Annotated in this window: 7 protein-coding genes, 3 rRNA genes and 1 pseudogene; 5 read left to right on the top strand and 6 right to left on the bottom strand. The window is 57.9% G+C overall.

The annotated features are described in order from the left end of the window. Positions 1-66 precede the first annotated feature (66 nt). The 3 genes and pseudogenes from mcpA to L1P09_RS09520 form a co-directional block, all read left to right on the top strand. Positions 67-1,098, top strand: a pseudogene (mcpA, locus tag L1P09_RS26335) (methyl-accepting chemotaxis protein McpA); the annotation flags it as partial. A gap of 114 nt (positions 1,099-1,212) precedes the next feature. Then, positions 1,213-1,953, top strand: coding sequence for a methyl-accepting chemotaxis protein (locus L1P09_RS26330; RefSeq protein ID WP_408005360.1), 741 nt, complete (start codon positions 1,213-1,215; stop codon positions 1,951-1,953). 132 nt (positions 1,954-2,085) lie between these two features. After that, positions 2,086-2,871: a sulfite exporter TauE/SafE family protein gene (locus L1P09_RS09520; protein WP_009682648.1), complete on the top strand. Its 786-nt coding sequence runs from the start codon at positions 2,086-2,088 to the stop codon at positions 2,869-2,871. On the opposite strand, the gene L1P09_RS09515 is transcribed toward L1P09_RS09520, so the two are convergent. The 5 genes from L1P09_RS09515 to L1P09_RS09495 form a co-directional block, all read right to left on the bottom strand. Next, entirely contained in the window at positions 2,853-3,413 is a 561-nt protein-coding gene (locus L1P09_RS09515) for a histidine phosphatase family protein (RefSeq protein WP_192439889.1), read from the bottom strand. The two genes, L1P09_RS09520 and L1P09_RS09515, sit on opposite strands and share 19 nt — an antisense overlap. Positions 3,414-3,462: 49 nt before the next feature. Next, a complete protein-coding gene (locus L1P09_RS09510) occupies positions 3,463-5,271 on the bottom strand; it encodes an ABC transporter ATP-binding protein/permease (RefSeq protein WP_192439888.1) in 1,809 nt (602 codons plus the stop codon). Positions 5,272-5,491: 220 nt separating this feature from the next. Next, a 5S ribosomal RNA gene (gene rrf, locus L1P09_RS09505) occupies positions 5,492-5,607 on the bottom strand. A 134-nt stretch (positions 5,608-5,741) separates the two neighbouring features. Next, positions 5,742-8,634, bottom strand: a 23S ribosomal RNA gene (locus tag L1P09_RS09500). Between the two features lie 281 nt (positions 8,635-8,915). Continuing rightward, positions 8,916-10,452: ribosomal RNA gene (locus tag L1P09_RS09495) — 16S ribosomal RNA — on the bottom strand. Together the 16S, 23S and 5S rRNA genes form the textbook arrangement of a ribosomal RNA operon. Positions 10,453-10,979: 527 nt before the next feature. Here L1P09_RS09495 and rhtA point away from each other — a divergent pair. Continuing rightward, positions 10,980-11,867: a threonine/homoserine exporter RhtA gene (gene rhtA / locus L1P09_RS09490; RefSeq protein ID WP_235768749.1), complete on the top strand. Its 888-nt coding sequence runs from the start codon at positions 10,980-10,982 to the stop codon at positions 11,865-11,867. A 189-nt stretch (positions 11,868-12,056) separates the two neighbouring features. Next, a complete protein-coding gene (locus L1P09_RS09485) occupies positions 12,057-12,338 on the top strand; it encodes a hypothetical protein (protein WP_009684158.1) in 282 nt (93 codons plus the stop codon). A gap of 39 nt (positions 12,339-12,377) precedes the next feature. Here the strand turns inward: L1P09_RS09485 and L1P09_RS09480 are convergent, their stop codons facing one another. After that, positions 12,378-14,186 (bottom strand): aminopeptidase P family protein, encoded by a 1,809-nt coding sequence (locus L1P09_RS09480; protein ID WP_235768748.1) that lies wholly within the window; start codon positions 14,184-14,186, stop codon positions 12,378-12,380. Positions 14,187-14,300: the final 114 nt, after the last annotated feature.

The raw sequence follows: 14,300 nt of genomic DNA, 5'->3' as shown, positions 1-14,300 counted from the left end.
CGATAGGCCCCGCAGAACGTCATAAGCGCGCTGCGTCCTCCCCACATTGGCTCAAGGTCTCGAAACATGAACCTGAAATTTCGCCACAAGATCCTGCTCAGCGCCTGCGGCGTCGTGGTCCTGGCATTCGCCCTGTTCACGCTTTATAACGACTACCTGCAACGCAACACTATCCGCCAGAACATAGAAGCCTCGGTGCAGCAGGCCGGGGCCTTGACCGCCAGCAGCGTGCAAAACTGGATGAGCGGCCGCATCCTGGTGCTGGAAAACCTGGCCCAGGATATCGGCCAGCAGGGTGCCGGCGAGACCCTGGCCGGGTTGATCGAGCAACCCTCCTACACGCGCAACTTCCTGTTCACCTACCTCGGCCAGGCCAACGGCGTGTTCACCCAGCGCCCGGACGCCCAGATGCCTGCCGGCTACGACCCACGGCAACGGCCCTGGTATGCAGCGGCGGCCAATGCCGGGCAAACGGTGCTGACGCCACCGTACCAGGGTGCGGTCGGCGGCCTGATGGTCACTATCGCCACCCCGGTGAAAAGCAAGGCCACGGGGGAAATGATCGGTGTGGTTGGCGGTGACCTGACCCTCGATACCCTGGTGGAGATCATCAACTCGGTGGATTTCGGTGGGCTCGGCCACGCCTTCCTCGCCGATGCCAATGGCCAGGTGATCGTCAGCCCGAACAAAGACCAGGTCATGAAAAACCTGAAGGACATCTACCCCGGCAGCGACCTGCGCGTCGCTGCCGGCATGCAGGATGTCACCCTGAACGGCCAGGACCGGATCATTTCGTTCGCGCCGGTCGCCGGGCTGCCTTCGGCCCAGTGGTACATCGGCTTGTCGATCGACAAGGACAAGGCCTACGCCGCACTCAGCCAGTTCCGCACATCGGCCATCATCGCCATGCTGATTGCCGTGGCGGCCATTGCCGGCCTGCTGGGCCTGCTGATTCCACTACTGATGCGCCCGCTGACCACCATGGGCCGTGCCATGCGCGATATCGCCGAGGGTGAAGGCGACCTGACCCGCCGTCTGGTGGTGCAGAACCAGGACGAATTCGGCGAACTGGCAACGTCGTTCAACCGCTTTGTCGAACGCATTCACGCCTCGATCAGCGAAGTGTCGTCGGCCACCCGCCTGGTGCATGACCTGTCGGAGAAAGTGGTCAGCGCGTCGAATGCGTCGATCAGTGGCTCCGAAGAGCAGAGCATGCGCACCAACAGCGTGGCCGCAGCCATCAACGAACTGGGCGCCGCGACCCAGGAAATCGCGCGCAACGCCGCAGATGCCTCGCAGCATGCCAGTGGTGCCAGCGAGCAGGCCAACGGTGGCCGGGAAGTGGTGGAAGAAGCGATCAACGCCATGACTGCGCTGTCGCAGCGCATCAGCGAATCGTGCGCACAGATTGAAACGCTCAATGCCAGCACTGATGAAATCGGCAAGATCCTGGACGTGATCAAAGGCATCTCGCAGCAGACCAACTTGCTGGCGCTGAACGCTGCGATCGAGGCAGCACGCGCGGGCGAAGCGGGTAGAGGCTTTGCCGTGGTGGCCGACGAGGTGCGCAACCTGGCCCACCGGACTCAGGAATCGGCAGAAGAAATCCACCGCATGATCACCAGCCTGCAAGTCGGTTCACGCGAAGCGGTGCACACCATGAACACCAGCCAGGTGTCCAGCGAGCAAACCGTGCAAGTGGCCAACCAGGCCGGTGAACGGCTGGCCAGCGTCACCCAGCGTATTGGCGAGATCGACGGCATGAACCAGTCGGTGGCCACCGCTACCGAAGAGCAGACCGCCGTGGTCGAAAGCCTCAACCTGGACATTACCCAAATCAATGCGCTGAACCAGCAAGGGGTGGAGAACCTTAATGAAACCCTGCGCCACTGCGATCAACTGGCGCAGCAGGCCGGCCGCTTGAAGCAGCTGGTGGGGAGTTTCCGGATCTGAGAAGCCGGGGGCGCCCAGCGCCCCCATCTTTACGCGGTTATAACCTAATAACGAACAAGTCTATTTGGCTATAAAAAAATCTATATGCTGGCTGCATCCGATAACGGGCAATGTTGGGCGGTCGAGTAGCGTATGGATGTAGGTTCTTTTGGTTTCACCATTGCGGGACTGGTCGTGGGTTTCATCGTCGGTATGACCGGCGTCGGTGGCGGTTCGCTGATGACCCCGATCCTGTTGTGGTTCGGTATCAACCCGGCGACGGCCGTCGGCACCGATCTGCTCTATGCCGCCATCACCAAGGCCAGTGGTGTCTGGGTGCATGCACGCAACAAGAACATCGACTGGAAGATCACCGGCCTGCTCAGCCTCGGCAGCGTGCCTGCGGCCGCATTGACCCTGTGGTTCCTGAGCACCCTGCATACCGACACATCGGCGCTCAATGCCATCATCAAGCAAGGCCTGGCGGTGGTGTTGATCCTCACCGCGCTGGCCATTCTGTTCAAGTCGCGGCTGCAGGCTTTCGCCAGCCACCATGCCGGCGATCACTACCACCTCAGCGCAGGTACCCTGAATACCCTCACCGTGCTGACCGGCGTGGTGCTGGGGGTGATGGTGACCCTGACCTCCATCGGCGCCGGCGCCCTGGGTACCGTGGCGTTATTCCTGCTGTACCCGTTTCTGGTCACCCGTCGCCTGGTCGGTACGGAAATCGCCCATGCCGTGCCGCTAACGCTGGTGGCAGGCCTTGGCCATGCCGGCATGGGCAATATGGACTGGTCGCTACTGGGCTACCTGCTGCTGGGTTCTCTGCCGGGCATCTACCTGGGCAGCCACCTCACCGGGCGGATCTCCGACCGCGTGCTGCGTCCGTGCCTGGCCGCCATGCTGTTGTTGATCGGCTACAAGCTGGCGTTCTGAACCTCACCCAGGCGCAGCCGCCACTGCCCGGTATGGCTCAGTTCCAGGCGTGACAGCGGCAACACATCGATACGCTGCCCGGCACTCATCGGGCAGCCCAGTACCTGCACCAGCACGGCACGCATGACCTGCGGATGGGTTACCGCCAGCCATTCACCCGGCCTGTCGAAAGCCGCCAGCCAGGCGGCCATCCGCTGGCACAGCGCAGCGAACGACTCCCCGCCATGCACGTTACTGGCTGGCTCCTGCAACCAATCGGCCAACGCTTCTGGCTGCTCGGCCTGCAACTGCTTCAGCGCCATGCCCTGCCAATGCCCGAGGTCGCAATCGGCCAAGGCGGGCTCGACATGCACCGTGCTCGACAACCACGCCGCTGTTTCGCAGGCGCGCCGCTCTGGCGCCGTCAGCAACTGCACCGCTGGCAGGAGAGGCGCCGGCGGTTGCGAAAGCGGCAGGATGCCGTCTTCAGCGCAGTGCAGGCGCCCGGTCTTCTGGGCCTGAGTCAGGGCATGGCAAATAAGGGTCAAACGGGTAGCTTTCATCAAGTGCCTCGGGTGGCGGGCTGGTGCACAGTGCTTGGCATGCTGAACACTATGCCAGCGCAGGCGCCTGCGCCACCAATGACCAACCGCCACGCCCATCCACCTCCAGCCGGTGAGTATGAAAACCTGCCAGGGTGCTGCGGTGCCCGACACTGAGCAACAGTGCCCCAGGCATTTCCGAGCGCAGCAGCGCATACAGGGCATGCTCGAGCCCCTCATCCATCGCTGAGGTGGACTCATCAAGAAACACCACCTGCGGCCGGTTGAACAGAACCCGGGCAAAAGCCAGGCGCTGCTGCTCGCCCACCGACAGAATATGCGCCCAATCGCAGCTGACCTCCAGGCGCTCGGCCAGGTGCCCAAGATTGACCTGGTGCAGTACCTGCTGCATACGCGCCTGATCCTCGGGCTGCCCCACCGCCGGGTAGGCAATGACCGTGCGCAGGTCCCCCAAAGGCAAATAGGGACGCTGCGACAGGAACAGCGCCTGATGGCCCAGTGGGCGCCGCACCTCCCCTTCGGCATAGGGCCACAGGCCGGCCAGGGCGCGTAGCAGGGTAGTCTTGCCGCTGCCTGAAGGCCCCTTGATCAACAGCGCCTGGCCAGCTTGCAGGCTCAGGTTCAGATCAGTGATCAGGGCGTGTCCATCCGGGCGCAGCACTTTCAGGTCGGCAATCTGCAGCGCATGGGCCTGCTCCGCGGTGAGTACCCGCGGCAATACCCTTGCCTGCGCGTTGGCATCGAGAAAACCGGTCAGACGGTCCAGCGTAGCCCGGTACTGCGCGAATGCATCGTACGATTCACGAAAGAACGACAGTGCATCCTGCACCTGCCCAAATGCCTGAGACGTTTGCATGACGTCACCCAGCTTGATTGCCCCGCTGAAGAAGCGCGGTGCCTGCAGAATGAACGGGAACACGACTGCCACCTGGCTGACCCCCAGGTTGAAACCACTGAACTTGAGGTTTCGGAATACCAGCGCCCAGGCATTCACGATCAGTGCCGCGAAGCGCCCCAGCAAGGTGCCCCGCTCAACCTCGGCACCTTGGTAGAAAGCGACATTCTCGGCATTCTCACGCAGGCGCATCAGCGCATAGCGGAAGTTGGCGGTGAGCTTTTCGTTGAGGAAGTTCAGGCGAATCAAAGGCTGGCCCAGGCGGAAGGCGATCCAGGTGGCGACGACCACATACAGGTACACGGCAAACACCATCGCCCTGGGAATTTCAACACCGGCCACGGCCAACGGCGCTGACAACCCCCAGAGGATCCCGGTGAACGCCACCAGGGACACCAGCGCACTGACTGCCCCCAAGGCCAAGGACAGGGAGTTGCTGACGAAGGCGTTTACGTCCAGCTCGATACGCTGGTCGGGGTTGTCGATCGGTTCAGCAAGAAATTGTCCACGGTAGTAAGCATCACCGTGCATCCAGTCACGGGTCAGGCGCTCGGTCAACCATACCCGCCAGGTGATGCTGAAGGCCTGGTTCACATAGAAAGAGCACAGCGAGCGCAGCACATGGATGCTGGCCAGCACGGCGAAGACCCCGAGCAGGTACCAGAATGCACCTTGGTCCAGCCCCTGCAAAGCGCTGTAAAACCCGTTGTACCAGAACGAGAACAGCACATTGAGGCGTACGGAAAACAACGTCAGCACCAGCAGCAACGCAAACACCAGCAGTGGCCGCCAACTGCGTTTATAACTGAAATAAGGCCCCGCAAGTTGCCAGAACTGGCTGCCCCAGCGGGTGTAGCGTACGGCCAGAATAGCGGCGGCTGTGAAGCCGACAAAGGTGATGAACGAGGCGATTGCCAGCCAACTCAGGCTCTCTTGCAAGGCCTGGTGCCAGTTCATGTCCATGGTGAATGTCCGTGCTGAGTATTTCCGCGAGCGTAGCACTGCCCTATAACGCTTCAGGCATACATGACGTACATTTCATGAAAGCTGGCTGGCACGGGCTGCGCCCGTGTTCGCGGGCGCGCCCGCTCCCACAGGGATTGTTGTGAGGCCAGGGGACTTTTTGGGAGCACAAAGACAAAACCCCTACCTGCATGCGCAGATAGGGGTTTTGCGAAATGAATCTTGACGATGACCTACTCTCACATGGGGAAACCCCACACTACCATCGGCGATGCATCGTTTCACTGCTGAGTTCGGGATGGGATCAGGTGGTTCCAATGCTCTATGGTCGTCAAGAAATTCTGTAGCCAGAATGTCCAGATGGACAGCCCAGCGAATTCGGATATGTGATGTTTGTGATGCCTTGCGAACTTTCGGTTCATGTCATCTTCACCACCGCAATCTGCGCTAGCAAATTGCTTGGGTGTTATATGGTCAAGCCTCACGGGCAATTAGTATTGGTTAGCTCAACGCCTCACAGCGCTTACACACCCAACCTATCAACGTCGTAGTCTTCGACGGCCCTTTAGGGGATTCAAGATCCCAGTGAGATCTCATCTTGAGGCAAGTTTCCCGCTTAGATGCTTTCAGCGGTTATCTCTTCCGAACATAGCTACCCGGCAATGCCACTGGCGTGACAACCGGAACACCAGAGGTTCGTCCACTCCGGTCCTCTCGTACTAGGAGCAGCCCCTCTCAAATCTCAAACGTCCACGGCAGATAGGGACCGAACTGTCTCACGACGTTCTAAACCCAGCTCGCGTACCACTTTAAATGGCGAACAGCCATACCCTTGGGACCGGCTTCAGCCCCAGGATGTGATGAGCCGACATCGAGGTGCCAAACACCGCCGTCGATATGAACTCTTGGGCGGTATCAGCCTGTTATCCCCGGAGTACCTTTTATCCGTTGAGCGATGGCCCTTCCATACAGAACCACCGGATCACTAAGACCTACTTTCGTACCTGCTCGACGTGTTTGTCTCGCAGTCAAGCGCGCTTTTGCCTTTATACTCTACGACCGATTTCCGACCGGTCTGAGCGCACCTTCGTACTCCTCCGTTACTCTTTGGGAGGAGACCGCCCCAGTCAAACTACCCACCATACACTGTCCTCGATCCGGATAACGGACCTGAGTTAGAACCTCAAAGTTGCCAGGGTGGTATTTCAAGGATGGCTCCATGAGAACTGGCGTCCCCACTTCAAAGCCTCCCACCTATCCTACACAAGCAAATTCAAAGTCCAGTGCAAAGCTATAGTAAAGGTTCACGGGGTCTTTCCGTCTAGCCGCGGATACACTGCATCTTCACAGCGATTTCAATTTCACTGAGTCTCGGGTGGAGACAGCGCCGCCATCGTTACGCCATTCGTGCAGGTCGGAACTTACCCGACAAGGAATTTCGCTACCTTAGGACCGTTATAGTTACGGCCGCCGTTTACCGGGGCTTCGATCAAGAGCTTCGCTTGCGCTAACCCCATCAATTAACCTTCCGGCACCGGGCAGGCGTCACACCCTATACGTCCACTTTCGTGTTTGCAGAGTGCTGTGTTTTTAATAAACAGTCGCAGCGGCCTGGTATCTTCGACCGGCATGAGCTTACGGAGCAAGTCCTTCACCCTCGCCGGCGCACCTTCTCCCGAAGTTACGGTGCCATTTTGCCTAGTTCCTTCACCCGAGTTCTCTCAAGCGCCTTGGTATTCTCTACCTAACCACCTGTGTCGGTTTGGGGTACGGTTCCCAGTTATCTGAAGCTTAGGAGCTTTTCTTGGAAGCATGGTATCAACCACTTCGTCGCCTAAAGGCAACTCGTCATCAGCTCTCGGCCTTGAAATCCCGGATTTGCCTAAGATTCCAGCCTACCACCTTAAACCTGGACAACCAACGCCAGGCTGGCCTAACCTTCTCCGTCCCTCCATCGCAATAACTGGAAGTACAGGAATATTAACCTGTTTTCCATCGACTACGCTTTTCAGCCTCGCCTTAGGGACCGACTAACCCTGCGTCGATTAACGTTGCGCAGGAAACCTTGGTCTTTCGGCGTGCGAGTTTTTCACTCGCATTGTCGTTACTCATGTCAGCATTCGCACTTCTGATACCTCCAGCAAGCTTCTCAACTCACCTTCACAGGCTTACAGAACGCTCCTCTACCGCATCATCATAAGATGATACCCGTAGCTTCGGTGCATGGTTTGAGCCCCGTTACATCTTCCGCGCAGGCCGACTCGACTAGTGAGCTATTACGCTTTCTTTAAAGGGTGGCTGCTTCTAAGCCAACCTCCTAGCTGTCTAAGCCTTCCCACATCGTTTCCCACTTAACCATGACTTTGGGACCTTAGCTGACGGTCTGGGTTGTTTCCCTTTTCACGACGGACGTTAGCACCCGCCGTGTGTCTCCCATGCTCGGCACTTGTAGGTATTCGGAGTTTGCATCGGTTTGGTAAGTCGGGATGACCCCCTAGCCGAAACAGTGCTCTACCCCCTACAGTGATACATGAGGCGCTACCTAAATAGCTTTCGAGGAGAACCAGCTATCTCCGAGCTTGATTAGCCTTTCACTCCGATCCACAGGTCATCCGCTAACTTTTCAACGGTAGTCGGTTCGGTCCTCCAGTCAGTGTTACCTAACCTTCAACCTGCCCATGGATAGATCGCCCGGTTTCGGGTCTATACCCAGCGACTAAACGCCCTATTAAGACTCGCTTTCGCTACGCCTCCCCTATTCGGTTAAGCTCGCCACTGAATATAAGTCGCTGACCCATTATACAAAAGGTACGCAGTCACCTAACAAAGTAGGCTCCCACTGCTTGTACGCATACGGTTTCAGGTTCTATTTCACTCCCCTCTCCGGGGTTCTTTTCGCCTTTCCCTCACGGTACTGGTTCACTATCGGTCAGTCAGTAGTATTTAGCCTTGGAGGATGGTCCCCCCATATTCAGACAAAGTTTCTCGTGCTCCGTCCTACTCGATTTCATTGATAAGAGATTTTCGTGTACGGGGCTATCACCCACTATGGCCGCACTTTCCAGAGCGTTCCACTAATCTCAAATCAACTTAAGGGCTGGTCCCCGTTCGCTCGCCACTACTAAGGGAATCTCGGTTGATTTCTTTTCCTCAGGGTACTTAGATGTTTCAGTTCCCCTGGTTCGCCTCTTGCACCTATGTATTCAGTACAAGATACTCAGCTTGTGCTGAGTGGGTTCCCCCATTCAGAGATCTCTGGATCACAGTCTGTTTGCCGACTCCCCAAAGCTTATCGCAGGCTACCACGTCTTTCATCGCCTCTGACTGCCAAGGCATCCACCGTATGCGCTTCTTCACTTGACCATATAACCCCAAGCAATCTGGTTATACTGTGAAGACGACATTCGCCGAAAATTCGCATTTCGCTCAATTAAGAGCAGAACTCACAAATTTTACCTTAGCCTGATCACACACCAGTGAAAGTGCATGTCAGTCTATATCTATCACATATCCGAATTTTTAAAGAACGATCTGACAAAAGTCAGAAATCAACATTCATCAACGAATGTTCATTTCTGAGTTCTCATCAGCAAATGAATCAAGCAATTCGTGTGGGAGCTCATCAGCAGGCTGATGTCGTCGATTAAGGAGGTGATCCAGCCGCAGGTTCCCCTACGGCTACCTTGTTACGACTTCACCCCAGTCATGAATCACACCGTGGTAACCGTCCTCCCGAAGGTTAGACTAGCTACTTCTGGTGCAACCCACTCCCATGGTGTGACGGGCGGTGTGTACAAGGCCCGGGAACGTATTCACCGCGACATTCTGATTCGCGATTACTAGCGATTCCGACTTCACGCAGTCGAGTTGCAGACTGCGATCCGGACTACGATCGGTTTTGTGAGATTAGCTCCACCTCGCGGCTTGGCAACCCTCTGTACCGACCATTGTAGCACGTGTGTAGCCCAGGCCGTAAGGGCCATGATGACTTGACGTCATCCCCACCTTCCTCCGGTTTGTCACCGGCAGTCTCCTTAGAGTGCCCACCATAACGTGCTGGTAACTAAGGACAAGGGTTGCGCTCGTTACGGGACTTAACCCAACATCTCACGACACGAGCTGACGACAGCCATGCAGCACCTGTGTCAGAGTTCCCGAAGGCACCAATCCATCTCTGGAAAGTTCTCTGCATGTCAAGGCCTGGTAAGGTTCTTCGCGTTGCTTCGAATTAAACCACATGCTCCACCGCTTGTGCGGGCCCCCGTCAATTCATTTGAGTTTTAACCTTGCGGCCGTACTCCCCAGGCGGTCAACTTAATGCGTTAGCTGCGCCACTAAAATCTCAAGGATTCCAACGGCTAGTTGACATCGTTTACGGCGTGGACTACCAGGGTATCTAATCCTGTTTGCTCCCCACGCTTTCGCACCTCAGTGTCAGTATCAGTCCAGGTGGTCGCCTTCGCCACTGGTGTTCCTTCCTATATCTACGCATTTCACCGCTACACAGGAAATTCCACCACCCTCTACCGTACTCTAGCTTGCCAGTTTTGGATGCAGTTCCCAGGTTGAGCCCGGGGCTTTCACATCCAACTTAACAAACCACCTACGCGCGCTTTACGCCCAGTAATTCCGATTAACGCTTGCACCCTCTGTATTACCGCGGCTGCTGGCACAGAGTTAGCCGGTGCTTATTCTGTCGGTAACGTCAAAACAGCAAGGTATTAACTTACTGCCCTTCCTCCCAACTTAAAGTGCTTTACAATCCGAAGACCTTCTTCACACACGCGGCATGGCTGGATCAGGCTTTCGCCCATTGTCCAATATTCCCCACTGCTGCCTCCCGTAGGAGTCTGGACCGTGTCTCAGTTCCAGTGTGACTGATCATCCTCTCAGACCAGTTACGGATCGTCGCCTTGGTGAGCCATTACCTCACCAACAAGCTAATCCGACCTAGGCTCATCTGATAGCGCAAGGCCCGAAGGTCCCCTGCTTTCTCCCGTAGGACGTATGCGGTATTAGCGTTCCTTTCGAAACGTTGTCCCCCACTACCAGGCAGATTCCTAGGCATTACTCACCCGTCCGCCGCTGAATCAAGGAGCAAGCTCCCGTCATCCGCTCGACTTGCATGTGTTAGGCCTGCCGCCAGCGTTCAATCTGAGCCATGATCAAACTCTTCAGTTCAATACTGCTTGGGTTTTTAAGAAACCCTAAACTTGGCTCAGCAATCTCAAATGACTATGTGATTTCTCGCATGACCACTTGTGATGCTGATAATCTTTTTGACTATCAGTCCATACTCACAAGCACCCACACGAATTGCTTGATTCGATTTGTTAAAGAGCGGTTGGTTAAGAGCGCTTCGTCTCAACCGAGGCGCGCATTCTACGCTTTCCTCATTTGCTGTCAAGCGTTTATTTTGAAGTTTTTTGCGAGAAACTCGTTTAGCTTCAAACACTTGACACAACACAGTGGCTGGCAGTGCCTGCTACCGCGTTGGAATGGTGCGCATTATAGGGCGGCATTTTTGTAGGTCAACCTTTAATTTCAATAATTTAGGTTTTCCGCAGAATCCCTGCAGCCGAGCAACAGCGTGCTCGGCCTGCACGCTAGCCAGCGCTACAAAACCTCTGCAGGGCACCTTGCCCACTACCCTGCTAATTGCGCACTATATTGCTCACCCCTCCCTCTCCAAGGAATGCCGCCCTTAAATGAACACCCAGCCCCGCAGCCTGGCCGCCACCCTCTTTCCGATAGGCTTGCTGCTGATTGCCATGGCATCGATCCAGTCAGGCGCTTCCTTGGCCAAAAGCATGTTCCCCATCGTTGGCGCACAAGGCACCACCACCCTGCGGCTGATCTTCGCCAGCATCATCATGCTGCTGATACTGCGCCCCTGGCGGGTTCGCCTGACCGCCAAAACCCTGCGCAACGTCATCATTTATGGCATGGCCCTGGGCGGCATGAATTTCCTCTTTTATATGGCACTGCAAACGGTGCCCATCGGCATTGCCGTGGCCCTTGAGTTCACCGGTCCGCTAGCCGTGGCGCTGCTGTCCTCGCGTCGACCCACCGACTTTCTTTGGATCGCATTGGCCATTGTTGGCTTGCTGCTCTTGCTGCCGGCCGGCCATGGCGGGCAAGCACTTGCCCCCGTGGGCGCAGCCTATGCCCTGGGGGCGGGTGTTTGCTGGGCACTGTATATCCTGTTCGGGCAACGCGCCGGCGCCGAGCACGGCATCCAGAGTGCCGCCCTGGGCGTTGTGGTAGCCGCCCTGTTCGTCGCACCTATCGGCATCGCCCATGCCGGCAGCGCACTGCTCACCCCGGCGCTGATTCCCGTAGCGCTCGCCGTTGCAGTGCTGTCCACCGCCCTGCCCTACAGCCTGGAGATGGTTGCCCTGACGCGCATTCCGGCGCGCACTTTCGGCACCCTCATGAGCATCGAGCCTGCATTCGGGGCGCTGTCGGGCCTTTTGTTCCTTGGCGAAGTTCTGACAGTCACCCAATGGCTGGCGATCCTGGCGATCATTGCGGCCTCTGTGGGCACCACGCTGTCGATGCGAAAAGAAACCAGCCCACCGATCGCCGCTGACTGATATGAGAAATATTTTCATTTGAGACCGTATTAATGATTGTCGCGATCGGCCCCGCTGATTAAGCTGTCACAGCATCACGATCTTCACGCGTTCTACTGAAGCGAACACTGGCGCTGAGGAAACTCAGGAAGAACCGAAGCGATAACGACAGGGTCTGACATCGGATTCGCCCTGCATATAAGGACAGGAATGAAACGTATTTTTCTCATCCTGGCCATCTTGGCTATTGCTGGATGTGCCGCCACGGCCAAGACCGAGGTCAAGAAGGGCAAAAAGGGCCTGCATATCAATTGCTCCGGCCTTTCATCCTCGTGGGACAAGTGTTACAGCAAGGCTGCAAGCGCTTGCAGCACCCGCGGTTACCGGGTGGTCGCACGGTCTGGTGACAGCGACGAAGAAGACGGTGACTATTTGTTCGGCATCAACCCAGCGGGCTACACCAGCCGCAGCATGATCGTCATCTGCAAATAGCAGCAAGGGCAGCGCATCGGCTGCCCTCTTTGCCGCGCTTTACAGCGGCGCGGTGCGCGCTTCGAGCCAGCCAAGCGCCTCCCCTTTCAACAACGGGGCCAAACGCTCGCGCACGTGGGCATGATAGCCATTGAGCCACTCCAGTTCGCATTGGGTCAGTCGTTCGGGCAGGAGGCAGCGGGTGTCGATCGGGCACAGCGTCAAGGTCTCGAAGTTCAGGAAGTCACCGAAGGCGCTCGTGCCTGCTTCGCGGTTGACCACCAGATTCTCGATGCGTACCCCCCATTGCCCAGGCCTGTAGGTGCCCGGCTCGATCGAGCTGATCATGCCCGCCTGCATGGCCGTATGGGGCGCCGGTGCCGCCTGGTAGGCAATCACTTGCGGCCCCTCATGCACATTGAGGAAATAGCCCACCCCGTGCCCGGTCCCATGCCCGTAGTCGACCTGGTCAGCCCAGATCGGCGCGCGCGCAATGGCATCGAGCAGGGGCGACAGGATGCCACGGGGAAACGTGGCCCGCGACAGGGCGATCATGCCTTTGAGCACGCGGGTACAGTCTTCCTTCTGCGCGTGGCTGGGAACACCCACCGGCACCATGCGAGTGATGTCAGTAGTCCCCCCCAGGTACTGCCCACCCGAATCGATCAGCAACAGCCCGTTGCCTTCGATGCGTGCATGCGACTGCTCGGTGGCGCGGTAATGCGGCATCGCACCATTGGCATTGAAGGCTGCAATGGTCGAAAAGCTCAGCGACACGAAATTCGCCCGCCGTGCACGTGCAGCACTCAATTGCTCGTCCACAGTCAGCTCGGTGACGACCTCTCGACCAAGGTTGGCTTCCAGCCAGGCGAAGAATTCGCACAATGCCGCCCCGTCTTCCTCCATGACCTGACGGATGTAGGGGAGATCAGCGTCACCCTTGCAGGCCTTGCTCAGGGTGGTGGGGTTCAGCCCCTCGACCAGCTCCACACCCACCGGCAAGTTGGCTAACAGGCTGCAGGTGACGCGTGCCGGGTCCACCAGCAGCCGGCTGCCTGCCGCCACGGCAGCCAGCGCCTGCCCTGCTTCGCTGTAGTCGCGCACTTCAACACCGTCGCTCGCCAGTACCTGGCGCAGGTGCGCATCCACCTTGCCTTGGCCAACGAACAGCATGGCCTGCTGCTGGCTGATCAAGGCGAAGGCCAGAAACACCGGGTTGTATGAGACGTCGCTACCGCGCAGATTGAACAGCCAGGCGATGTCATCGAGGGTAGCAATGAAGTGCCAGTCGGCCCCCTTGGCCTGCATGGCCTGGCGCAACTGCGCGAGCTTTTGCGCCCGGCTCGTCGTGGCGTGCGGCTGCAAATGCTGATAGACCGGATTGCCAGGCAGCCCCGGGCGCCCGTCCCACACCTCCCCCAGCAGGTCCTGGTCGGTTACCAGCCGCGCCCCGCGCGCCTTCAGGCGCTCTGCCAATTGCCGCGCCGAGGTCAATGCCATGACGGCACCGTCGACTGCCACGGTGCCGTTGGGCTCAGCGTGCTCTCCCAGCCACTCCAGCGCGCCAGGCTTGCCCGGCGACAGCTTCATCAGCTCGATGCCACTGCCGGCCAATTCATGCTCGGCCTGTTCCCAGTAGCGGCTATCGACCCATAGCCCGGCAAACGCCGAGGTCACCACCAGTGTACCCACCGAGCCATGAAACCCCGACAGCCACTGGCGCCCTTGCCAATAGCCGGGCAGGTATTCGGAGAGATGCGGGTCGGATGAAGGCACCAGCAAGGCATCGACGTGCCTTGCCGCCATGGCCTGGCGCAGACGCATCAGGCGCTGTGGCACGCTGTGTTCAAAGGGGGTCTGCACGTTCATGCGCTCTCCTGCGGCTACATCACGGTTGATCCAATAGGCGGATAATGGAGCAGGCGCCAAAGCCCTGCAATCGCCCAGGCGCGAACCGGAACCGTCCTACACAAGGACCGCCGA

This window comes from Pseudomonas juntendi (genome assembly GCF_021560075.1).
Lineage (GTDB): Bacteria > Pseudomonadota > Gammaproteobacteria > Pseudomonadales > Pseudomonadaceae > Aquipseudomonas > Aquipseudomonas juntendi.
This window is presented reverse-complemented; position numbering and strand designations above follow the sequence as displayed.